Genomic DNA, 22312 nt, shown 5'->3' with positions numbered 1-22312 from the left:
GAATGCTTGCGTTTTCTCGAAAATGTTACGTGTGCGCCACCATGACATGGCGCACGGCGGTATAGTCCTCCAGCGCGTAGAGCGACATGTCCTTGCCGTAGCCGGACTGCTTCAGTCCGCCATGCGGCATCTCGTTGGTCAGCATGAAATGGGTGTTGATCCAGGTGCAGCCATATTGCAGGCGGGCAGCCGTCGCCATGGCGCGCGAGACGTCCTTGGTCCACACCGATGACGCGAGGCCATAGTCGCTGTCATTGGCCCATTTCACCGCCTCGTCGACTTCCGAGAAGCGGGTGACCGAGACGACCGGGCCGAACACTTCACGGCGCACGATCTCGTCCTCCTGCAGCGCGCCGGCAACGACGGTAGGCTGGTAGTAGAAGCCGGTGCCCTCGCCCGGCTTGCCGCCGGTGGTGATCTCGATGTGCTTCAATTCGGACGCGCGCTCGACGAAGCTCGACACGCGGTCGCGCTGGCGACGCGAGATCAGCGGGCCGATCTCGTTCTCGGTATCGTCAGCGCGATCATACTTTATGGTCGAGACGGCGGAGGAGAGATCGGCGACGAGCTTGTCGTAGATCTTCTTGCCGGCATAGATGCGGCAGGCGGCGGTGCAGTCCTGGCCGGCATTGTAATAGCCGAAGGCGCGCAAGCCGTTGACCACCGCACCGAGATCGGCGTCGTCGAAGACGATGACGGGCGCCTTGCCGCCAAGTTCCAGATGCGTGCGCTTGACCGACTTGGCGGCGGCCTGCAGCACCTTCTTGCCGGTGGCGACGTCACCGGTGATCGAGATCATGTTGATTTTGGGATGGTTGATCAGTGTGTTGCCGACGCTGTCGCCACGACCGAGCACGACATTGACGACGCCTTCCGGCAGCACCTCGGCCAGAATCCTCGCCAGCTTCAGCGCCGTCAGCGGGGTCTGCTCCGACGGCTTGAAGACCACGGTGTTGCCGCCGGCGATGGCCGGCGCCAGCTTCCAGGCCATCATCATCAGCGGATAGTTCCACGGCGCTATCGAGGCGACGATGCCGATCGGATCGCGCCGCACCATCGAAGTGTGGCCGGGCAGATATTCACCCGCGACGACCCCCGGCATCGAGCGGACCGCGCCGGCAAAAAAGCGATAGCAGTCGACGATCGCCGGGATCTCGTCATTGAGCACGGCATTGATCGGCTTGCCGCAGTTCAGCGCCTCGAGCGTCGCGAATTCCTGCGCGACGGCCTCAATGCGGTCGGCGATCTTCAGCAGATAGCCGGAGCGCTGCGCCGGCGTCGTGCGCGACCACAAGACGAACGCCTTTTCCGCCGCCGCGACCGCAGCCTCGATCTGCGCCTGGCTGGCCTCGGGCAGGTTGAGAATGTTGGCCCCGGTCTTCGGATTGAGGATCGGCTCCTCGGTTTCGGTGCCCTTCTCGAATTTCGAGCCGATCAGCATCTGGGTGTCCATGGACGTCTCTCCCTTATGAACTGGCGTTATTTGCCCGAACCGGCAATCTGGTCGCCGTCGCGGGTCAGGTAGTAGGCAAACAGGATCGGCAGCAGCGTCACCAGCACGACGACCATGGCCACGACATTGGTGACCGGGCGCTGGCGTGGGCGGATCAGTTCCTCAAGCATCCAGATGGGCACGGTCTGCTGCTGGCCGGCGGTGAAGGTGGTGACGATGACCTCATCGAACGAAAGGGCGAAGGCCAGCATGCCGCCTGCAAGAAGCGCGGTTGCGATGTTGGGCAGCACGACGTGCCGGAAGGTCTGGAAGCCGTCGGCGCCGAGATCCATCGAGGCCTCGATCATCGAGCCCGAGGTGCGGCGGAAGCGGGCGACGGCATTGTTGTAGACGACGACCACGCAGAAAGTGGCGTGGCCGAGCACGATCGTCCAGAACGAGAAGGGGATGTCGGCCAGCGCAAACGCGGAGCGCAGCGCGATGCCGGTGATGATGCCGGGCAGAGCAATCGGCAGGATGACCAGCAGCGAGATCGTCTCGCGGCCGAAGAATTTGGTCCGCGAGACCGCGGCAGCGCACAGCGTGCCCAGCACCAGCGCAATGGTGGTCGAGATGGAGGCGACGCGCACCGACAGCGACAGCGCCTGCCAGACGTCGGGCCGGTTCCAGGTGACAGCGAACCATTGCGTGGTGAGCCCCGGCGGCGGCCAGACGAAACTCTTCTCCTCCGTGGTGAAGGCATAGACGAAGATCAGCAGGATCGGCAGGTGCAGGAAGAGCAGGCCGCAGGCGGCTGATATCTTCAGGCCGAGGGGGGCGGATTGGCCACGGTCAGAGCGCATCGAAGGCCCCCATGCGTTTGGCGCCCCAGAGGTAGAACCCCATGATGACGATGGGTACCACGGTGAAGGCGGCGGCGAGCGGAATGTTGCCGGCCGTGCCCTGCTGGGAATAGACCGCCTGGCCGATGAACAGGCGCGAGGTGCCGATGATCTGCGGGATGATGTAGTCGCCCAATGTCAGCGAGAAGGTGAAGATCGAGCCGGCGACGATGCCAGGCAGCGCCAGCGGGAACAGCACATTGCGGAAGGTCTGGCCGGGCGAGGCGCCGAGATCGGACGAGGCTTCCACCAGGTTGCCGGGCACGCGTTCGAGTGCCGCCTGCACCGGCAGGATCATGAAGGGCAGCCAGACATAGACGAAGACGATGAAGGTGCCGGTGAACGACACCGACAGCGAGTTGCCGCCGACGACCGGCAACGACAGCCATGCATCGAGCAGCCACAACAGATTGAGCTTGGCGAGCAGCCAGGTGAGGATGCCTTCCTTGGCGAGGATCAGTTTCCAGGCATAGATCTTGACCAGGTAGCTCGACCACAGCGGCAGCATGACGCCGAGATAGAACAGCGCCTTCCAGCGGCCGCGCGCATAACGCGCGGCATAGTAGGCAATCGGGAAGGCGACGATGGCCGAGGCCAGCGTGACCAGCGCCGCCATCGTCACCGTGCGCAGGATGATGTCGAGATTGGCGGCCTGGAACAGGTCGCCATAGGTCTTCAGCGTGAACTGGCGGTTGATGAGGCCGGAGTACTCGTCGATGGAAAAGAAGCTCTGTGCCAGCAGGGCGAACAGCGAGCCGATATAGACGATGCCGAGCCACAACACCGGCGGCAGCAGCATCAGCAGGAGCAGGAATTGCGGCCTGCGCCACAACAGGTCCGACAGCGCGCCACGCATGCCGCCGCTGCCGGGCAGGATGGCGGGGGCGGGATTGGCGTTGAGCGCCGCGACTGTCATGGCGACACACCGTCTTGGGCGGGGGAATGAGAGAAGCCGCGATCCTTCGCGCCCCCCTCTGTCCTGCCGGACATCTCCCCCTCAAGGGGGGAGATCGGCTGTCCCTCCGGACTTCGCCAATCTCCCACGCAGCAGAATTGGCGAGGCCGAGAAACTGCTAATCTCCCCCCTTGAGGGGGAGATGTCCGGCAGGACAGAGGGGGGTGCTTCGCGCGGACCGCCATCATGCCGGCTCATCCATCAGATGCAGGTGCTCGCGATTGAACGTCAGCATCACCGCCTCGCCCTCAGCCGGCAAAGCGGTGCCGGCCGGCACCATGGCGTGAAGCCTCAGCCCATCTGCGTCGAGCGCCAGCCTTGTGGTGGCGCCGAGATAATTCGTGCCGACCAGGCGGGCAGCAACACCGTCCCCGTTCGTTGCGTTTGAAACGCGAATGGATTCCGGACGCAGACTTCCCCAGCGATGCTGGCCGGAATAGCGCTGGACGAAGTCCGGCGGCAGCACGTTGGACGAGCCGACGAAGTCGGCGACGAAGCGGGTGCTCGGCCGTTGGTAGATATCCTCCGGCGTGCCGATCTGCATGATCCTGCCGTCGTTGAAAACGGCGACGCGGTCGGCCATCGACAGCGCCTCGCCCTGGTCGTGGGTGACGAAGACAAAGGTGATGCCGAGCGCCTTCTGCAGCGACTTCAGTTCCTCCTGCATGTTTTCGCGCAGCTTCAGGTCGAGCGCACCGAGCGGCTCGTCGAGCAGCAGCACCTTGGGCTGGTTGACCAGCGCGCGGGCGAGCGCGACACGCTGGCGCTGGCCGCCGGAAAGCTGGCCGGGCCGGCGGGCGCCATAGCCGGGCAGCCGCACCAGCGACAACGCTTCTTCCGCCGCCTTGTGCCGCTCGGCCTTGCCAACGCCTTTGACCATCAGCCCGTAGGCGACGTTGTCGAGCACATTGAGATGCGGGAACAGCGCGTAATCCTGGAACACGGTGTTGACGTTGCGGCGGTAAGGCGGCACGCCCTCGGCACGTTCACCGAAGATCGAGATCGACCCCGCCGTCGGCTGCTCGAAGCCGGCGATCAGCCGCAGGCACGTGGTCTTGCCGGATCCAGACGGCCCGAGCATGGCAAAGAACTCGCCCGGTGCGATGTCGAGATCGACCGCATCGACGGCGCGAACGCTGCCGAAATGGCGCGAAACTTTCTGGAAGGAGACGGCTGAGGTCATGGGCCTGTCAGTTCGGTTGCCGGTTAAACGGGTTCGCACGACGCTTTACCTCCCCCTCGATGGGGGAGGTCGCGGCGAAGCCGCGGGTGGGGTGGTTAGCGCCGAACGTCCGCGCTGCCCCCCACCCCGAAGCTTTGCGTCGACCCTCCCCACAAGGGGGAGGGTAAGGGGATCACCGACCGCCGATGACGCCGATATAGTCCGACACCCAGCGGTAGTAGGGCACGCACTGGTCGTTCTGGCTGGCGCATTTCGAGACCGGCGTCTTCCAGAACCTGATCTTGTCGAAGTTCTCGTAGCCGTTGGTCTTGCAGCCTTCCTCGCCGAGAAGCTCGTTGCCCTTGCAGGCGGCGGGCACGACAGGGAGCGAACCGAACCAGGCGGAAACGTCACCCTGCACTTTCGGCGCCAGCGAATGTTCAAGCCACTTATAGGCGCAGTTCGGATTGGCCGCATCGGCTTCCATCATGGTGGTGTCGGCCCAGCCAGTGACGCCTTCCTCGGGAACGGTCGAGGCAATCGGCTTCTTGGCGGCGACCAGCGTGTTGACCTGGAACGGCCACGAACCCGAAGCGACAACGCCTTCGTTCTGGAAGTCGTCGACCTGGATCGCCGCGTCATGCCAATAGCGGCCGACCAGCGTGCGCTGGACGCGCAGCAGCGCCAGTGCTGCCTTGTACTGGTCTTCGTTCAGTTCGTAGGGGTCCTTGATACCCAGCTCCGGCTTGTGGAACATCAGGTAGTTGGCGGCGTCGGCAATGTGGATCGGCCCATCATAGGCCTGGACACGGCCCTTGTTGGACTTGCCGTCCGGCAGGTTCATCTCCTCGAACACGACATTCCAGCTCTTCGGCGCTTCCTTGAACACGTCGGTGTTGTACATCAGGATGTTCGGGCCCCACTGATAGGGCACGCCGTAGTGGACGCCACCGACGGTGAACCATGGCGCATCCTTCAGGCGGTCGTCGACCGTCTTCCAGCTGGGGATGAGATCGGTGTTGATGGGCTGCACGCGCTTTCCGGCGACGAGGCGCAGCGAGGCATCGCCCGAAGCCGTGACGAGGTCGAAACCGCCTTCGTTCATCAGCGAGACCATCTCGTCGGAGGTGTTGGCCGTCTTGACGTTGACCTTGCAGCCTGTCTCCTTCTCGAAGGACGTGACCCAGTCATAACCCTTGTCGGTTTCGCCGCGCTCGATATAGCCCGGCCAGGCAACGATGTTGACCTGGCCTTCGCCCTTGCCGAGTTCCTTGACCTGGGCGATGGCCTGACCGGAGAAGGTCAGTGCCACCGTGAGCGCAGTGCATGACTTCAGGAATGAATTCATCATCAATCTCCCATTTTGGCGCCTGGCCCGAAAACCGGTTCCGGTTTTCGCCAAAGGTCATGCGCGGACCGAAAAACTGTCAGTTCGTCGACGGACTTGATGCCGCTCTGGTGGCGGCTTTGGTTCCTGAAGCGCAAGGTGCTTGGAAAATTCCGGTTTCGCAAATTCATTTATCAGAAATGCGGTATCGGTTTTTCCGATATGTCAAACAAGTCATCAAGGGCGCTGCCGGGCCATCCGCTGCGACTGGGCAAGCCCGATGAAGTCGCGCGCCGCCTGCGGCAGACCGGAGCCGCGCCGCCAGACCATGCCAACCTGAACCACCGGCAAAGCGCCGGAAACATCGCGCGATTCGATACGGTCGCCTTCCAGCGACCATGGCCGGTAGACAAGGTCGGGCAGCAGCGCCACGCCGGCGCCGGTGGCGACAAGGCTGCGCACGGCTTCCACGGAGCGGGTGCGGAAGGCGACATGCGGCTTGGCGCCGATCGCCGTCAGCAGCTTGCCGGTGTTCTCCTCGATTTCATCGACGGTGAGCATGATCAGCGGCTCGGAGGCGATATCGCCGATGCCTATAATGTCGGCACCGGCGAGCGGATGGCCGAGCGGCAGCCAGAGGCGATAGGCCGAAACTTCGAGGATTTCCGACTGCAACGCCGTGCGATCGCGCAGATTGGACGTGACCATGACGGCAATGTCGAGCTTGCCGCCGATCAACAGATGTTCGAGATAGTCGCCATTGTCCTCGATGGCCGAGACCTCGACGCCGGGATAGGCGCGGCGGTAGCGAGCAAGCAGGTCCGACAGCACATAGCCGGCGACCAGCGAGGTGACGCCGAGTTGCAGCCGACCGCCGAAAGCAGCCTTCTCGCCGGAAAAGAGCGGCGGGCGTCGGACACGTCGGCGAGTATCTTCGTGGCGTGGCGCAGGAACTGGTGGCCCTTGTGGGTGATGTTGAGGCCGCGCGGATGGCGGTCGAACAGTTCGACGCCGAGGTCGCTTTCGAGTTCCTTGATCGCTTCGGTGACCGACGATTGCGAGATGGAAAGGTTTTGTGCCGCGCGCGACACCGTGCCCTGCTCGGCGACGGCGACGAAGAATTGCAACTGGCGGATGGTGAAGGCCATGGCCGGACTAAACACCGCCGCAGCCACGAAGAAAAGCCAGTGGCAGTGCTTATCCCGTGGCTGGAGAGCCGGCGCTCAGCCGAGCACCAGCCTGATGCGCCGCCGCCATGCGGGGCCGTAGCGCAGTGCCTATGCCGCCGGAGACGCGGCACGCGCGATGCACAACATCGCCTTTGCCGTGTCGGGCGGGACGTTCGCGGGCGTATGCGCCCACCAGTCGCTGGTGTTCGGTTAGAACCCGGCTGCGTCGCCCGCGATGCTGAGCCGCGCTCCGGCTTGCGCCAGCGCCGCGGCTATGTCGCGCGGCGGTGCCAGGTCGGTGGCAAGCTCGGAAAAGCCGTCGAAGCCGCAGACCTGAACAAGACCCTGACGGCCGAATTTGCTGTGGTCGGTGATGACGAGCGAACGCTGGCCGCGCGACAGCACCATGCGTGCGAATTCGGCCTCTTCCAGATCGTAGTCCATGACACCTGTCACCGCATCGACGGCACCGATGGAGATGATAGCATGGCTGACGGAAAAACGGCTGACGAACTCGATGGCCGGAGTCCCGAACGCAGCGCCTGAATCGCTGCGCAGTTCGCCGCCGGCCATATAGACCTTGTTGCCGTTGACGGTGGCCAGCGTGCGGGCGATATCCGACGAGTTGGTGACGACCGTCAGGCGCCGGTGGCCGAGCAGCTCCCGCGCCAGGAACGAGGTCGTTGTGCCGGTGTCGAGCATGATCGACTCGCCGTCGCGAATGGTGGCGGCGACCATGCGTGCAATGACGCGCTTGGCATCGGCATTCTCGCGCATGCGGCGTTCGAAGGGCGCTTCGCCGATCATCGACGGCAGGCCGATGGCGCCATGCATCTTCAGCACCGAGCCGTCACTGGTGAGCGGCTTGACGTCGCGGCGCACGGTCTCGAGCGAGACGCCCAGCCGGTCGGCCAGGCTGTTGATGGTGATGGTTCCCTCTTCCTGCAGCAGCCGCAGGATTTCGCCATGCCGTTTCGAGTGGATCATCTGAGCGTCCCGAAATTGACCGATTCTAGAGCATTCCTAACGCTTTTAAAGGAATGCCCTCTGCTTTCGGGCAAAATACCCAAAAAAAGTCACAGCTTTTTATTGACAGCGACGCGATGCTGGCGTGAGATTGACTTCGTGACAGGCTCGGAACTGCCACGGGAGGGTGATGGCAGAGCCGCAACCGACTGGCCAGTTCGTCTGGAATATGCCTGGCGCCAGATTTTTCAGATCCGCGGGGGCGGATGCCGGGTTCAAAAACCGGCCAAGGGGCTCGTCGGTGCGGTGCGGGATACAGTTCCCGGTATCCCGCACCGACGAGGTTTTCCGTTTTTTTCTCATCATCGCTATGTCGAAGACTGGCTGAACCCGGGGCAAGCTCGTGACCGCCGAAGATCGCATCCGCACCCTGCCCTGCTGGACTGGCAGCATCGAGATCGCTCCGCTGCCGGGTGGCCTGAGTAACGCCAACTTTGTCGTCACGGACACGGCCGGCAAACATGTCGTGCGCTTCGGCCAGGACTATCCATTCCACCACGTCTTCCGCGAGCGCGAGGTGATGACCGCGCGGGCAGCGCATGCCGCCGGTTTCGCGCCGGCGGTCCACTATGCCGAACCGGGGATCATGGTGACGGCGTTTCTCGGCGCCAAGACCTATCTGGCCGAGGACGTGCGTGCCAATCTTGGCCGGGTCGCGGCCCTGATGCGCGGCTTCCACCGTGAGATGCCAAACCATATCTCCGGCGCCGGCTTCATGTTCTGGGTGTTCCACGTCATCCGCGACTACGCGCGCACGCTTGAGGAAGGCGGCAGCCGCAAGCGTGGCGACCTGCCGCGGTTCCTGGCGCTGGCCGACGAGCTGGAGCGGGCACAGAAGTTGTTGCCGATCGTCTTTGGCCATAATGATCTTTTGCCGGCTAATATTCTTGACGACGGCAGCCGGCTGTGGCTGATCGATTTCGAATATGCCGGCTTCAACACGGCGATGTTCGACCTTGCCGGCGTCGCCTCGAACGCGGGCATGAGCGACGAGGAATCTTTTGCTTTCCTGACCGCCTATTTCATGAAGGAACCGGACGAGGCAATCCGCCGCTCGCACGCCGCCATGCAATGCGCCTCGCTGCTGCGCGAGGCGATGTGGAGCATGGTGTCGGAACTCTATCTCGACGCACCGGGTATCGACTACGTCGCCTACACCGAGGAAAACCTGGTGCGGCTCGACGCGGCGCTGGAAAACTACCGGACAAAATACGGGATTCTGAAATCATGACCTTGCCTAGCCAGGCCGCGATCGTCGTGATCGGCGGCGGCATCATCGGCTGTTCAACGGCCTATCATCTGGCGCGCGACCACAAGGCCGACGTGGTGCTGCTCGAACAGGGCAAGCTGACCTCGGGCTCGACCTGGCATGCCGCCGGTCTGGTCGGGCAATTGCGCTCGTCGGCATCGATCACCCGAGTGCTCAAATACTCGGTCGACCTCTACAAGGGGCTGGAGGCCGAAACCGGCCTTGCCACCGGCTGGAAGATGACCGGCTGCCTGCGGCTCGCCACCAATGCCGACCGCTGGACCGAGTACAAAAGGCTGGTGACGACGGCGAAAAGCTTCGGCATGGATATGCAGTTGCTGTCGCCGGCCGAAGTCAAGGCGATGTGGCCGCTGATGGAAACCGGCGATCTGGTCGGCGCCTCCTGGCTGCCGACCGACGGCCAGGCGAGCCCTTCCGACATCACGCAGTCGCTGGCCAGGGGCGCGCGCATGCATGGCGCCAAACTCTACGAGAATGTGCGCGTCACCGGCTTCGAGATGAAGGACGGCCGCATCACGGCGGTGAAGACCAATCAGAGCGACATCGCCTGCGACAAGGTGGTGAACTGCGCCGGGCAATGGGCTCGGCAGGTCGGCGCCATGGCGGGCATCAACGTGCCGCTGCAGCCGGTGAAGCACCAGTACATCATCACCGAGAAGATCGAGGGGCTGGCGACCGACGCGCCGACGCTGCGCGACCCAGACCGGCGCACCTATTTCAAGGAAGAGGTCGGCGGGCTGGTGATGGGCGGCTATGAGCCGAACCCGCAGGCATGGACGACCGATTTCGCCGGGGGCGACGTGCCCAATGACTGGCAATTCCGGCTGTTCGACGATGATTACGATCATTTCGAGCAGCACATGACGCAGGCGATCGCGCGGGTACCGGCGCTGGAAACCGTCGGCGTCAAGCAGATGATCAACGGGCCGGAAAGCTTTACGCCGGACGGCAATTTCATCCTCGGCGTGGCGCCCGAATGCGCCAACATGTTCGTCGGCGCCGGCTTCAATGCCTTCGGCATCGCTTCGGGCGGTGGCGCCGGCTGGGTGCTGGCGCAGTGGGTGGTCGACGGCGAGGCGCCGCTCGACCTGTGGGTGGTCGACATCAGGCGTTTTTCCAGCCTGCACCGGGACCGGCAGTGGGTGTGCGAGCGCACGCTGGAAGCCTATGGCAAGCACTACACGATCGGCTTTCCACACGAGGAGTATGCCAGCGGCCGGCCGCGCATCGTCTCGCCGCTTTACGACAGGCTGAAGGAGCAGCGCGCCGTGTTCGGCTCGAAGCTCGGCTGGGAACGGCCGAACTGGTTCGCGCCGAATGGCGTCGAGCCCAAGGACATCTATTCGATGGGGCGCCAGAACTGGTTCGCGGCGGTTGGCGACGAACACCGGCATGTGCGCGAGCAAGTCGGCATTTTCGACCAGTCCTCCTTCGCCAAATACGAGTTGAGCGGGCCCGATGCGGCCAAGGCGCTGGACTGGATCTGCGCCAACGATGTCAGCAAGCCCACCGGAAGGCTGATCTATACGCAACTTCTCAACACGCGCGGCGGCATCGAGGCTGACCTGACGGTGGCGCGGCTGGCCGAGGAAAAATTCTACATCGTCACGGGCACCGGTTTTCGCACCCATGATGCCTCATGGATCAGCGACCATATCGGCGAGGGCCTCAATGCCAAGCTGACCGATGTCACCGAGGATTTCGGCACGCTGTCGCTGATGGGGCCGCGCGCACGCGACGTGCTTGCGGCCGTCACCGTGGCCGATGTATCGAATGCCGGCTTCCCGTTCGGCCATGTGCGCGAGATCGCAATCGCCGGCCAAATCGTGCGGGCGCTGCGCGTCACCTATGTCGGCGAGCTCGGCTGGGAACTGCACGTGCCGGTCGCGGCGACAGGCGAAGTCTTCGACGCGCTGATGGCGGCGGGCAAGAAACACGGCATCCGCCCAGTCGGCTATCGGGCGCTGGAATCGCTGCGGCTGGAAAAGGGCTACCGCGCCTGGGGCTCCGACATCACCCCCAACGACACGCCGCAGGAAGCCGGCCTTGGCTGGGCGGTCAAGCTGCGCAAGAACACCGATTTCGTCGGACGGCGCGCGCTCGAGAAGGTTGGCGGCGCGCCCTTGAAGAAGCGCTTTGCCGGCTTCACGGTCGATGATCCGGATATCGTGCTGCTAGGGCGCGAGACCATCCTGCGCAATGGCGAGTCGGTCGGCTATCTGACCAGCGGCGGCTATGGCTACACGATCGGCAGGAATATCGGCTTCGGCTATGTGCGCAACGCCGATGGGATGAGCGATGACTTCCTCACCTCGGGCGACTATGAGTTGGTGGTCGCGATGGAGCGGACGCCGGCCAAAATCCATCTCGAGCCGATGTACGATCCGACAGCGGAGAGGGTGAAAGCTTAGTTCACCCGCAGGGCGAGACCACGGCTCGGCACGGTATCCGCCTCGCCAGGCATCGAGACGTAGGGGCGCGTTTCTTCAACGCGGGTGACGAGGCCTTGCGCCTCGAGTTCGGCGATGCGTGCGGCAAAACCCTGGTCCCAAAGCGTGTTCTTGACCGTCAGCACGATCACCCCGTCGGGCCGGCAGATGCGGATCAGTTCGTCCAGCCCCTCGGCGCCGACATGGCCCGAGGTGAACACGCCGGCCGAGATGATCCCCGCATAGGCATGATCGGCGAAAGGCAGCCGACCGCCGAGCGCCAGGCAATGCAGGGCCGAATAGACGCCCTTGCGCGCGGCCTGGTCCAGCATGCCTTGCGAGATGTCGAGCGCCTCGACCTGGGGATAGCCTGTTATGTCAAGCCATTCGCCGATCAGCCCGGTGCCTGCCCCGGCATCGAGCAGCGGGGCTGAGCCGCGTGGCAGATGACGGGCGAGCAACGCAAGGCAGATGGTCGGATGGCGGTAGCCGGCAGCCGACATGTCGGCGTCGTAGGTTTGTGACCAGCGATCATAGAGTGCCGCCACCTCTTCCGGGCGCTTGGCCGCGTAGACCGCGCCGAGCGCGCCCTGATGTTTGCTGTCCGCCACGTACTCACCAATCCCTTGTCCCGCGAGGGATGATAGCCAAACGGCGAAAATTGTGGAACCGTTGCCCGAAGAAATAACGGCGTGGGGCGCAGCCATGGCGACAGACGAGGCGCGGGCAACACTTGACGCCATTCCGGTGCTGGCCGGCTATACCGGGTCGCTGGACCGGCTTGGCGGCCTCACCAACCTCGTCTTCAGGGCCGGTGACTACTGCCTGCGCATCCCCGGCAAAGGCACCCAGGAATACATCAACCGCGCCAATGAAGCGGTAGCGGCGCGCGCGGCGGCAAAGGCCGGCGTCAGCCCGGAAGTGCTCTATGTCGACGCCGACACCGGCGTGATGGTGACGCGCTTCATCGCCGGGGCCGAGACGATGTCGCCGGAGAAATTTAGGGAACGTCGGGGCAGTCCGGCCCGCGCCGGCGAAGCCTTCCGCAAGCTGCACACATCGGGCGCCGTGTTCCCCTTCCGCTTCGAACTGTTCGCGATGATCGACGACTATCTCAAGGTGCTTTCGACCAAGGACGTCGCCCTGCCCGCGGGCTATCACGACGTGGTGCGGGAGGCGGAGAGCGTGCGCTCCGCCTTCGCCGCCCATCCGTTGCCGCTCGTCGCCTGCCATTGCGATCCGCTGTGCGAGAATTTTCTCGATACGGGCGACAGGATGTGGATCGTCGACTGGGAATATTCGGGAATGAATGATCCGCTGTGGGATCTCGGCGATCTCAGCGTGGAAGGCAAATTCGATGCCTTCCAGGATGAAGAGATGATGCGCGCCTATTTCGGTGGCGAGGCGAGACCTGCGGAACACGGCCGTATCATCATCTACAAGGCGATGTGCGACTTGCTGTGGACACTGTGGAGGCTGATCCAGCTTGCCAACAACAACCCGGTCGACGATTTCCGCGCCTATGCCGACAGCCGCTTCGCGCGCTGCAGGGCGCTGATGGAGACGCCGGAGTTTTCACGGCACCTGGCCGCGATAAGCTTGGGTTAGGCACCAGAAATCCGGGCTTTAATTGACGCCCTTCGGCACATTTTCGGGTGGCACCGTGGTGTCGACCACCTTCTGGCGGTGGAAGATGAACAGGCCGGCCAGCACGATGATGCCGGAGCCGATCAGGATGCGCGGGCCGGGAACATCGCCGAAGAACACCAGTCCAAACACCACTGCCCAAAGGAGCAGCGTGTAGTGCAGCGGCGCCAGTGTCGAAGCCGGCGCCAGTTTCAGCGCCCGCGTGATCATCAGATGCGCGCCGCAGGAAACGATGCCGAGCAGCAGCATGGCGCCGACGTCGAGCGCCGAAGGTGTGCGCCAAGCGCCGATGGTCAGGACGCCGCCGACCAGCAGCGTGCCGATCGTTTGCCATGTCACCAGATTGGTGTCGCTGGTGCCGCGCAGCCGCCGGTTGAGGATGATGGCGAAGGCGAAGGCGATGCTGCCGGCAAGCGCGAAGCCCGACGACAAGGAGAACGCGGCAGAGGATGGCTTCAGCATGATCACCACGCCGCAGAAGCCAAGCAGGATCGCCAGCCAGCGGCGCCAGCCGACCTTTTCGCCAAGCAGCAGGTGCGAGAGTGCCGCGACATAGATCGGCCCGGCCATGTAGAAACTCATGACATCTGCCAGCGGCAGATAGACGACAGCGGCATAGAAGAGCGCGGTGTCGAGCGTGGTCATGACGACACGCAATATCTGCAATTCGGGCCGCTCCATGCGAAACAGCTTGGCGGTGCCCTGATGGGCGATCATCGGGCCGAGCACGAAGAAGGCGCCAATGGAACGGATCAGCACCACCTGGCCAACGGAGAAGCTGGCGACCAGCCACTTGCCCATCGCATCGTTCAGCGCAAACAGGAAGTCGCCGGCCAGCATCAACAAAATGCCGGCCAGAAGCACGTTCCTGATTGTGGAATTCTGCGCCACGGGTTGCGTCATGCCGATCCCAATTCTTCTCATGCGAAGCTGCGTCGTAGACGGAAGCGACCGCTTTGACGAGGAGAATCCGGGAAATCGCGGGACCAGAACCGGGAATCGGCTGGGCCTAGATGGCTTTGTGCCTGCGGTTCACCGCCGCTGGCCTGCCCTCGATCGAAAGCCTGGTATCCTGCCTCGTGCGCTCCGCCACCACCTTGCCCCTGGCGATGACGCAAATGCGTTCGCCGCGCAGACGCAGGGCCTCGATCGGATTGCCGGCGTCGAGGATGACGAGGCTGGCGCGCTTGCCGACCGCGAGGCCGAGATGATCGAGCCCCATGATGGCGGCGTTGACATTGGTGACCATGTCGAAGCAGCGTGCCATGTCGGCCGGGCTCGACATCTGGGCGACATGCAGGCCCATGAAGGCGACGTCGAGCATGTCGGCGGTGCCCAGCGAATACCAGGGGTCGAGCACGCAATCCTGACCCCAGCCGACGCGGATGCCGAGCGCCTGCATCTCCTTGACCCGGGTCAGGCCACGGCGTTTCGGGAAGGTGTCGTGGCGGCCCTGCAGCATGATGTTGATCAGCGGATTGGGGATGGCGGAGACGCCGGCTTCCGCGATCAGCGGCAAAAGCTTCGAAACGTAATAATTGTCCATCGAATGCATCGAGGTGAGGTGCGAGCCGGCCACCCTGCCCTGCAGCCCCAACCGCTGCGTTTCATAGGCCAGTTGCTCGATGTGGCGCGAGAGCGGGTCGTCGGTCTCGTCGCAATGCAGGTCGACCATCAGGCCGCGCTTGGCTGCGATTTCGCAAAGCTCGGTCACCGAGCGCGTGCCGTCGGCCATGGTGCGCTCGAAATGCGGAATGCCGCCAACGACGTCGACGCCCATGTCGAGCGCACGGATGGTGTTCTGGCGTGCCGTCGGCGAGCGATAGAAGCCATCCTGAGGAAACGCCACCAATTGCAGGTCGATGTAAGGAGCGACCGTTTTCTTGACGTCGAGCAGAGCCTCGACCGCCAGCAGCCGGTCGTCGCAGACATCGACATGGGTGCGGATGGCGAGCAGCCCCGTCGACACCGCCCAGTCGCAATAGGCGAGCGCCCGGTCGCGCACCGCCTCATGCGTCAAAAGCGGCTTCAGTTCGCCCCACAGCGAAATGCCTTCGAGCAGCGTGCCCGACGCGTTGATGCGCGGAATGCCATAGGAGAGCGTGGCATCCATATGGAAATGCGGATCGACGAAGGGCGGCGACACAAGATTGCCACGGGCGTCGATTTCGGCCCGGGCGGAACCCTCCAGCCTGGGCTCGATCGCCGCGATCGTCTCGCCGCTGATGCCGAGATCGGCAATCCTGCCATCCGGCAGCGTGCCGCCACGAACGATAAGGTCGAAGTCCATCTGTCGTCATCCCGCTTCAAGAATCACTTTTCCATCGTGTCCCAAAAGACAGCATGCCGCAGCGGTTTCTTTCCAGAAGCCGCCAATGGTTCCATCCGGCCGCAACTCCCTCTATAAGCCGCCTTCGACATCCCGGCATCAAGGATCAGCCGTTGTTTCGTTTCTTCCGTTCGACGGAGAACCAGCGCCTCGTGGCGAGGCTGCTCAGGGAATCGTTCCGGCAGCACAGGGCCGGCTACGCCGCTGCCATCCTGTCGATGCTCGTGGTGGCCGGCATGACGGCTGCCAGCGCCTGGATCCTGCGCGAAATCACCAATGAATTCGTGATCGACAAAAGGATCGAGCGCGTCAACATGATCGCCGTGGCGGTCGCCGCGATCTTCATCGTCAAGGGCATAGCCAATTTCGTCCAGGCCTACTTCATGAGCCGGGTCGGCAACGCCATCATCGCCGAACGGCAGCGCAAGATCTATGACCGCATCCTGGCGCAAGGCATCGAATTCTACCACTCGACCTCGTCGTCCGACCTGATCACCCGCATGACCAACAATGCCCAGGCGGCGCGCAACGTGCTCGACCTCATCGTCACCTCCTATGTGCGCGATCTGGTGACCCTGGCTGCCTTGATCGGGGTCATGGTCTGGCAGCAGCCGGCGCTGTCGCTGATCTGCTTCGTCGTCGGTCCGCTGGCCATCTACGGCGTCAACCGCATCCTGAAACGCGTGCGCAAGTTCGCGGCGATGGAGTTCCGCTCGGTCGGCCAGATCGTCCAGGTGATGCAGGAAACCGCGATCGGCGTGCGCGTCGTCAAATCCTTCAACCTCGAAGGCCTGATGCGCAAGCGCATGTACAGGGCGGTGTCCGATGTCGAGGACCGGGCCAACAACATCGCCGCGCTGGAGGCGATCACCAGTCCCGTGATGGAAACGCTGGCCGGCCTGGCCATCGCCGGTGCCGTGCTGGTCAGCGGCTTGCTGGTGCTGCAGGGCGGCCAGACGCCGGGCGGCATCATGGCCTTCATCGCGGCACTGCTGCTGGCCTATGAACCGGCAAAACGCCTGGCGCGCGTGCGCATCGCGTTGGAAAGCGGCATTGTCGGCGTGCGCATAATGTTCCAGCTGGCCGACGAGCCGCTGACGCTGGCCGAGAAGCCGGATGCAACGTCGCTCCGGGCCGGACCGGGCGAAATCCGGTTCGACGCCGTCAGCTTCGCCTATCAGAATGGCCCGCCGGTGCTGGACCGGTTCGACCTGACCTTCGCGCCCGGCAAGATGACGGCGCTGGTCGGGCCTTCCGGCGGCGGCAAGTCGACGATCCTGAACCTGATCATGCGCATGTACGACCCGAAGAGCGGCAAGGTGTTGCTCGACGGCCAGGACATTTCCCAGGCGACCCTTGCCTCGCTCAGGGAAAAGATCGCCTATGTCGGCCAGGACACGTTCCTGTTTGCCGGTACGATCATGCACAACATCCGGCTCGGGCGGCAGGACGCGACGGACGAAGAGGTGATTGCCGCGGCCAAGGCGGCCAATGCGCATGACTTCATCATCGCGCAAGCGAAGGGTTACGAGACCGATGTCGGCGAGAATGGCGGTCTGCTGTCGGGCGGCCAGCGCCAGCGCATCTCGATCGCACGCGCCATGCTGCGCAACGCCGAAATCCTGCTGCTGGACGAGGCGACCAGCGCGCTCGACGCCGAATCGGAAGCCCTGTTCCGCGACGCGCTGCAGCAATTGACGGAAGGGCGTACGACCATCGTCATCGCGCACCGCCTGTCGACCGTGCACCAAGCCGACACGATCGTCGTGCTGGAAGCCGGCAAGGTGGTGGAGAGCGGCCCGCACAAGACACTGCTCAGACAGGGCGGGCTCTACCAGAAGCTTTATGAATATCAGCTGATGCCGTGAGTGTGGAGCAGCGCAAGCCGAGGACAGGTAGTCCTGCAGAGTTTGTGCTGCCCCTCATTGTCCTGCCGGACATTTCTCCCTGTATAGGGACGGGGAGAAAGAGGTCGGCACCAACGGCTTCGCCCAATTTGTCGTTGTTGCAAGAATGCTAAGAGGTTGCCGCCAGCCCCTTCTCCCCGTCCCTATACGGGGAGAAGATGCCGGCAGGCAGATGAGGGGCAGCGCCGACGTGACCGGCAACGAGCATAGTTGAAGCCGCTCACGGAGCGCAGCTGTCGCCGCGTCTTCAAACTCCCCACCAGGATCTTACTCCGGCACGACCCGCACCGCGCCCTTGTCGGCGCTGGTGGCGAAGGCGGCGTAGGCGCGTAGCGCGGTGGTCACCTTGCGCTTGCGCTTTTCCTCGGGCTTCCAGGCGTCCGCGCCCTTGGCTTCCATCGCCGCGCGGCGCGTTTCCAGTTCGGCGTCGCTGATGGCGAGGCGGATGGTGCGGTTGGGGATGTCGATCTCGATCGTGTCGCCTTCCCTCACCAGCCCGATCGTGCCGCCCTCGGCGGCTTCCGGCGAGACATGGCCGATCGACAGGCCCGACGTGCCGCCGGAGAAGCGGCCGTCGGTGACCAGCGCGCAGGCCTTGCCGAGGCCCTTCGACTTCAGATAGCTGGTCGGGTAGAGCATTTCCTGCATGCCGGGGCCGCCACGCGGTCCCTCGTAGCGGATGACGACAACGTCGCCAGCCTTGATCTCGTTGGAGAGGATGGCCTTCACGCTGGCGTCCTGGCTTTCGAACACCCGCGCCGGGCCGGTGAACTTCAGGATCGACTCGTCGACGCCGGCCGTCTTCACGATACAGCCGTCGAGCGCCAGATTGCCTTTCAGCACGGCAAGCCCACCGTCTTTCGAAAACGGCGTCTCCGCCGAGCGGATGACACCCTTCTCGCGATCAAGATCGAGATCGTCCCAGCGGCGGTCCTGGCTGAAAGCGACCTGTGTCGGCACGCCGCCGGGAGCGGCGAGGAAGAAATCGCGTACGTTCTGGCTGGTGGTGCGGGAAATGTCCCAGCGGTCGAGCGCCTCGCCGAGGCTAGCCGTGTGCACGGTCGGCAGGTCGCGATTGATCAGCCCGGCATTGTCGAGCTGGCCAAGGATGGCCATAATGCCGCCGGCGCGGTGGACGTCTTCCATATGCACGTCCGACTTGGCCGGCGCGACCTTGCACAGCACCGGAACCCGCCGCGACAGTCGGTCGATGTCCTCCATGGTGAAGTCGACCTCGCCCTCGTAGGCGGCGGCCAGGATGTGCAGCACGGTGTTGGTCGAGCCGCCCATGGCGATGTCGAGGGTCATGGCGTTCTCGAAGGCACCCTTCGAGGCAATGCTGCGCGGCAGCGCTGTCTCGTCATCCTGCTCGTAATAGCGCTGGGCGAGATCGACGACGAGGTGACCCGCCTCGACGAACAACCGCTTGCGGTCGGCGTGCGTCGCCAAGGTCGAGCCGTTGCCCGGCAGCGACAGGCCGAGCGCCTCGGTCAGGCAGTTCATCGAATTGGCGGTGAACATGCCCGAGCAGGAGCCGCAGGTCGGGCAGGCCGAGCGCTCGATGACCTTGACGTCCTCGTCGGAGATCTTGTCGTCGGCGGCCGCCACCATGGCGTCGACCAGATCGAGCGCCTGCGCCTTGCCGGCCAGCACCACCTTGCCGGCTTCCATCGGCCCGCCGGAGACAAAGACAGTCGGGATGTTCAGGCGCAGCGAGGCCATCAGCATGCCGGGCGTGATCTTGTCGCAATTGGAGATGCAGACCATGGCGTCGGCGCAGTGCGCGTTGACCATGTATTCGACCGAATCGGCGATCAATTCGCGCGACGGCAGCGAATAGAGCATGCCGTCATGGCCCATGGCGATGCCGTCATCGACGGCGATGGTGTTGAATTCCTTGGCGACGCCGCCGGCCTTCTCGATCTCGCGCGCGACCAGCTGGCCGAGGTCCTTCAGATGGACATGGCCCGGCACGAACTGGGTGAACGAGTTGACCACCGCGATAATCGGCTTGCCGAAATCAGAGTCCTTCATGCCGGTGGCGCGCCAGAGGCCGCGGGCGCCGGCCATATTGCGGCCATGGGTGGTGGTGCGGGAGCGATAGGCAGGCATGACTCTTCCTTGGCTGGCCGGCTGCGCTCGATGCGGAGCGTGGCGGCGCTGAATTCGGACCGCAGGCGTTATAGACTCGCAAATATGGTCTGGCCACATTTTTGCAATGCGCCAGATTTTCCTGGAAAATTCGAGGGCTCCCGAAAAAAATGCATGCGGTTGTCGGATCAGGTGCCGCAAAGGCGTCCTTGGGACGGACGGCAGGAATGGCACCATTCTCGGAGTCAGCCGTTTCACTACAACAGCAGAGCAACCGAGGAGTGCACCATGCAAAAGATTACCACCTTCCTGTGGTTCGACGGTGAGGCCGAAGAGGCCATGAACCACTATGTGTCCATTTTCAAGAATTCGAAGGTGCTGAGCGTCACGCGCTGGCCCCAGGGCCACGCCTCGGAAGGCAAGGTGCTGGTGGCCTCGTTCGAGCTCGACGGCGTGCAATTCCAGGCGCTCAACGGCGGCCCGCAATACAAGTTCACCGAGGCCATGTCGCTGTCGATCGACTGCAAGACGCAGGAAGAGGTAGATCATTTCTGGACCAGGCTCACCGAAGGCGGCGGCGAACCTGGACGCTGCAGCTGGCTGAAGGACAAGTTCGGCGTTTCCTGGCAGGTCGTGCCCGAGCAGCTGCCGAAGTTGCTCCAGGACCCCGACAGGGCCAAGGCAGGCCGGGTGATGTCGGCGATGATGCAGATGGGCAAGATCGACATCGCCAAGATCGAAGAGGCGGCGAAGGGCTGAGCGAACGCCCTGAGCTTGCGAAGGGCGGGCACATTGCCGATCGGTCCTTGAGGTCGGCGCCGCCCCTCATCCGCCCTTCGGGCACCTTCTCCCCGTGGACGGGGAGAAGGAAAAGGCGGCAGCTCAGGCTGCTTTGTCGCGGACCTGATAGTCCTTGATCGTTTCGAAACGGATCGCCTTCCAGCGTTCGGCTTCGTAGTTCAGCGAGAAGGCGTGCTGGGCGAGGAACACCGGGTCGTTGTCGAGGTCGCGGGCGATGTCGCCGCGATGTGCTTCGATGAAGCGCTGAACCTCGGCCTTGTCGTCGGCCGATATCCAGCGGCAGACGGAAAAGCGCGACATCTCGAATTCGACGGGCAGCGTGTATTCGAAGTTCAGCCGTTCCTTCAGCACATCGAGCTGCAGTGCGCCGACGACGCCGACGATGGCCGGTGAGCCATCCTCGGGCGAAAACAGCTGCACGACGCCTTCCTCGGCCATCTGGTGCAGCGCTTCCTTGAGTTTCTTCGCCTTCATGGCGTCGCCGAGGCGGACGCGGCGCAGGATTTCCGGGGCGAAGTTCGGCACGCCCCTGAACAGTATTTCCTCGCCTTCTGTCAGCGTGTCGCCGATGCGCAGCGTGCCGTGGTTGGGAATGCCGACGACGTCGCCGGCAAAGGCTTCGTCAGCGGTAACGCGGGTGCGGGCGAAGAAGAACTGCGGTGCCGACAGGCTCATCGGCTTTCCCGTGCGCACCAGCTTGGCCTTCATGCCGCGCTCGAGCTTGCCCGAGCAGACCCGCACGAAAGCGATGCGGTCGCGATGGTTGGGGTCCATGTTGGCCTGGATCTTGAAGACGAAGGAGGTCATCTTATCCTCGGTCGCCTCGACCTTGCGGGTGTCGGCCTCCTGCGCGCGCGGCGGCGGTCCATAGGCACCAAGCGCCTCGATCAGGTCGCGCACGCCATAATTGCGCAGCGCCGAGCCGAAATAGACCGGTGTCAGATGACCCTCGCGGAAAGCGTCGATGTCGAGCGGCCGGCAGGCTTCGCGCGCCAGTTCCAGCTCCTCGATGAAGGCTTCGCGCTCGTTGTCGGGCAACAGCCCGGCGACGCGGTTGGAATCGGGGCCGTTGACCGGCGTGCGCTCCTTCTCGTCGTCGCCCTTGCGCACCGCGTTCAGCGCCAGATGGTAGGTGCCGGAGAAGGTCTTGCCGCGGCCGATCGGCCAGGTGATGGGTGCGGTGTCGAGCGCCAGCTTCTGCTCGATCTCGTCGAGGATCTCGAACGGGTCGCGGCTCTCGCGGTCCATCTTGTTGACGAAGGTGATGATCGGGATATCGCGCAGCCGGCAGACTTCGAACAGTTTCAGCGTGCGCGGCTCGATACCCTTGGCGGCGTCGATCACCATGACGGCCGCGTCGACCGCCGACAGCGTGCGGTAGGTGTCGTCGGCGAAATCCTCGTGGCCGGGCGTGTCGAGCAGGTTGAAGACGTTGTCTTCATACTCGAAGGTCATCACCGAAGTGACGACCGAGATTCCGCGCTCGCGCTCGATCTTCATCCAGTCGGACCGGGTCTGGATGCGATCCTTCTTGGCCTTGACCTCGCCGGCAAGCTGGATGGCGCCGCCGAACAGCAGCAGCTTTTCGGTGAGCGTGGTCTTGCCGGCGTCCGGGTGGGCGATGATCGCGAAGGTGCGGCGGCGCGACACTTCCTCTGGTATTGTTTCGGGCATTCTTTTGGGATTTCCGTGTGACAGGCCGGGCTTCTAGCAGCGCAGTGCCGGGCTGTCGACCGTTCCGGCGGCGCGGACGCCGCCGGGTGCCGCAGCTCGCTCAAGCCGACTCGGTCCGAGGGGCAGCCGGCACTTGACGTCACGACGCATATTTCTCGCGGCTCGATGTTGGCAAGCAGCTGCCAGCGTGG

The 22312-nt window shown here is 63.8% G+C and carries 16 protein-coding genes and 2 pseudogenes; 6 read left to right on the top strand and 12 right to left on the bottom strand.

What is annotated here, in order from left to right; translation table 11 throughout:
* Positions 1-25: 25 nt before the first annotated feature.
* The 6 genes and pseudogenes from FJ938_RS03430 to FJ938_RS03400 all read right to left on the bottom strand — a co-directional run bounded on the left by FJ938_RS03430 (position 26) and on the right by FJ938_RS03400 (position 6926).
* A complete protein-coding gene (locus FJ938_RS03430; protein ID WP_140691107.1) occupies positions 26-1453 on the bottom strand; it encodes a gamma-aminobutyraldehyde dehydrogenase in 1428 nt (475 codons plus the stop codon).
* Positions 1454-1479: 26 nt separating this feature from the next.
* Entirely contained in the window at positions 1480-2295 is an 816-nt protein-coding gene (locus tag FJ938_RS03425) for an ABC transporter permease (protein ID WP_140691104.1), read from the bottom strand.
* Entirely contained in the window at positions 2285-3190 is a 906-nt protein-coding gene (locus FJ938_RS03420) for an ABC transporter permease (RefSeq protein WP_181168791.1), read from the bottom strand. Before FJ938_RS03420 ends, FJ938_RS03425 begins: the two co-directional genes overlap by 11 nt.
* Positions 3191-3473: 283 nt before the next feature.
* Complete coding sequence (locus FJ938_RS03410; RefSeq protein WP_140691098.1) at positions 3474-4472, bottom strand: ABC transporter ATP-binding protein; 999 nt, start codon at positions 4470-4472, stop codon at positions 3474-3476.
* 172 nt (positions 4473-4644) lie between these two features.
* Positions 4645-5799, bottom strand: coding sequence for an ABC transporter substrate-binding protein (locus FJ938_RS03405; protein WP_140691572.1), 1155 nt, complete (start codon positions 5797-5799; stop codon positions 4645-4647).
* 216 nt (positions 5800-6015) lie between these two features.
* A pseudogene (locus tag FJ938_RS03400) lies at positions 6016-6926 on the bottom strand (LysR substrate-binding domain-containing protein).
* A gap of 130 nt (positions 6927-7056) precedes the next feature.
* On the opposite strand from FJ938_RS03400, the pseudogene FJ938_RS29790 reads away from it, so the two are divergent.
* A pseudogene (locus FJ938_RS29790) lies at positions 7057-7161 on the top strand (NAD(P)/FAD-dependent oxidoreductase); the annotation flags it as partial.
* Here the strand turns inward: FJ938_RS29790 and FJ938_RS03390 are convergent.
* Complete coding sequence (locus FJ938_RS03390; RefSeq protein WP_140691095.1) at positions 7158-7934, bottom strand: DeoR/GlpR family DNA-binding transcription regulator; 777 nt, start codon at positions 7932-7934, stop codon at positions 7158-7160. The pseudogene FJ938_RS29790 and the gene FJ938_RS03390 overlap by 4 nt on opposite strands.
* A 382-nt stretch (positions 7935-8316) precedes the next feature.
* Between FJ938_RS03390 and FJ938_RS03385 the strand changes: the two genes are divergently transcribed.
* Both FJ938_RS03385 and FJ938_RS03380 read left to right on the top strand, forming a co-directional pair.
* On the top strand, positions 8317-9204 hold the full coding sequence (locus FJ938_RS03385) for a phosphotransferase family protein (RefSeq protein WP_140691092.1): 888 nt from the start codon (positions 8317-8319) through the stop codon (positions 9202-9204).
* Entirely contained in the window at positions 9201-11654 is a 2454-nt protein-coding gene (locus FJ938_RS03380; protein ID WP_140691089.1) for an FAD-dependent oxidoreductase, read from the top strand. The genes FJ938_RS03385 and FJ938_RS03380 overlap by 4 nt, the downstream gene beginning before the upstream one ends.
* On the opposite strand, the gene FJ938_RS03375 is transcribed toward FJ938_RS03380, so the two are convergent.
* The gene (locus tag FJ938_RS03375; RefSeq protein ID WP_140691086.1) at positions 11651-12283 is read right to left on the bottom strand and encodes a class I SAM-dependent methyltransferase; all 633 of its coding nucleotides are present in this window, start codon (positions 12281-12283) and stop codon (positions 11651-11653) included. The two genes, FJ938_RS03380 and FJ938_RS03375, sit on opposite strands and share 4 nt — an antisense overlap.
* 94 nt (positions 12284-12377) lie before the next feature.
* On the opposite strand from FJ938_RS03375, the gene FJ938_RS03370 reads away from it, so the two are divergent.
* Positions 12378-13280, top strand: coding sequence for a phosphotransferase family protein (locus tag FJ938_RS03370; protein ID WP_140691083.1), 903 nt, complete (start codon positions 12378-12380; stop codon positions 13278-13280).
* Between the two features lie 18 nt (positions 13281-13298).
* Here the strand turns inward: FJ938_RS03370 and FJ938_RS03365 are convergent, their stop codons facing one another.
* A complete protein-coding gene (locus FJ938_RS03365; RefSeq protein WP_140691569.1) occupies positions 13299-14222 on the bottom strand; it encodes a DMT family transporter in 924 nt (307 codons plus the stop codon).
* 106 nt (positions 14223-14328) lie between these two features.
* Complete coding sequence (locus tag FJ938_RS03360) at positions 14329-15609, bottom strand: amidohydrolase family protein (protein WP_140691080.1); 1281 nt, start codon at positions 15607-15609, stop codon at positions 14329-14331.
* A gap of 152 nt (positions 15610-15761) precedes the next feature.
* On the opposite strand from FJ938_RS03360, the gene FJ938_RS03355 reads away from it, so the two are divergent.
* On the top strand, positions 15762-17516 hold the full coding sequence (locus FJ938_RS03355; RefSeq protein WP_140691077.1) for an ABC transporter ATP-binding protein: 1755 nt from the start codon (positions 15762-15764) through the stop codon (positions 17514-17516).
* A 306-nt stretch (positions 17517-17822) separates the two neighbouring features.
* Here the strand turns inward: FJ938_RS03355 and ilvD are convergent, their stop codons facing one another.
* A complete protein-coding gene (gene ilvD / locus FJ938_RS03345) occupies positions 17823-19667 on the bottom strand; it encodes a dihydroxy-acid dehydratase (RefSeq protein ID WP_140612955.1) in 1845 nt (614 codons plus the stop codon).
* Between the two features lie 267 nt (positions 19668-19934).
* On the opposite strand from ilvD, the gene FJ938_RS03340 reads away from it, so the two are divergent.
* On the top strand, positions 19935-20405 hold the full coding sequence (locus FJ938_RS03340; RefSeq protein WP_140612956.1) for a VOC family protein: 471 nt from the start codon (positions 19935-19937) through the stop codon (positions 20403-20405).
* A 123-nt stretch (positions 20406-20528) separates the two neighbouring features.
* Here the strand turns inward: FJ938_RS03340 and FJ938_RS03335 are convergent, their stop codons facing one another.
* Positions 20529-22121 carry a peptide chain release factor 3 gene (locus FJ938_RS03335; RefSeq protein WP_140612957.1) on the bottom strand — a complete coding sequence of 531 codons (1593 nt, stop codon included), beginning with the start codon at positions 22119-22121 and terminating at the stop codon, positions 20529-20531.
* Between the last annotated feature and the right edge of the window lie 191 nt (positions 22122-22312).

This window comes from Mesorhizobium sp. B2-4-14 (genome assembly GCF_006442155.1).
Taxonomy (GTDB): domain Bacteria; phylum Pseudomonadota; class Alphaproteobacteria; order Rhizobiales; family Rhizobiaceae; genus Mesorhizobium.
Note: the sequence above shows the minus strand (reverse complement) of the source record. Positions and strands in the feature narration are given on the sequence as shown.

Bases quoted from the DNA above. Each gene is read 5' to 3' on its own strand.
- FJ938_RS03430 (WP_140691107.1), bottom strand. From the start codon at position 1,453: ATGGACACCCAGATGCTGATCGGCTCGAAATTCGAGAAGGGCACCGAA.
- FJ938_RS03425 (WP_140691104.1), bottom strand. From the start codon at position 2,295: ATGCGCTCTGACCGTGGCCAATCCGCCCCCCTCGGCCTGAAGATATCA.
- FJ938_RS03420 (WP_181168791.1), bottom strand. From the start codon at position 3,190: ATGCGTGGCGCGCTGTCGGACCTGTTGTGGCGCAGGCCGCAATTCCTG.
- FJ938_RS03410 (WP_140691098.1), bottom strand. From the start codon at position 4,472: ATGACCTCAGCCGTCTCCTTCCAGAAAGTTTCGCGCCATTTCGGCAGC.
- FJ938_RS03405 (WP_140691572.1), bottom strand. From the start codon at position 5,799: ATGAATTCATTCCTGAAGTCATGCACTGCGCTCACGGTGGCACTGACC.
- FJ938_RS03390 (WP_140691095.1), bottom strand. From the start codon at position 7,934: ATGATCCACTCGAAACGGCATGGCGAAATCCTGCGGCTGCTGCAGGAA.
- FJ938_RS03380 (WP_140691089.1), top strand. From the start codon at position 9,201: ATGACCTTGCCTAGCCAGGCCGCGATCGTCGTGATCGGCGGCGGCATC.
- FJ938_RS03370 (WP_140691083.1), top strand. From the start codon at position 12,378: ATGGCGACAGACGAGGCGCGGGCAACACTTGACGCCATTCCGGTGCTG.
- FJ938_RS03365 (WP_140691569.1), bottom strand. From the start codon at position 14,222: ATGACGCAACCCGTGGCGCAGAATTCCACAATCAGGAACGTGCTTCTG.
- FJ938_RS03360 (WP_140691080.1), bottom strand. From the start codon at position 15,609: ATGGACTTCGACCTTATCGTTCGTGGCGGCACGCTGCCGGATGGCAGG.
- ilvD (WP_140612955.1), bottom strand. From the start codon at position 19,667: ATGCCTGCCTATCGCTCCCGCACCACCACCCATGGCCGCAATATGGCC.
- FJ938_RS03340 (WP_140612956.1), top strand. From the start codon at position 19,935: ATGCAAAAGATTACCACCTTCCTGTGGTTCGACGGTGAGGCCGAAGAG.
- FJ938_RS03335 (WP_140612957.1), bottom strand. From the start codon at position 22,121: ATGCCCGAAACAATACCAGAGGAAGTGTCGCGCCGCCGCACCTTCGCG.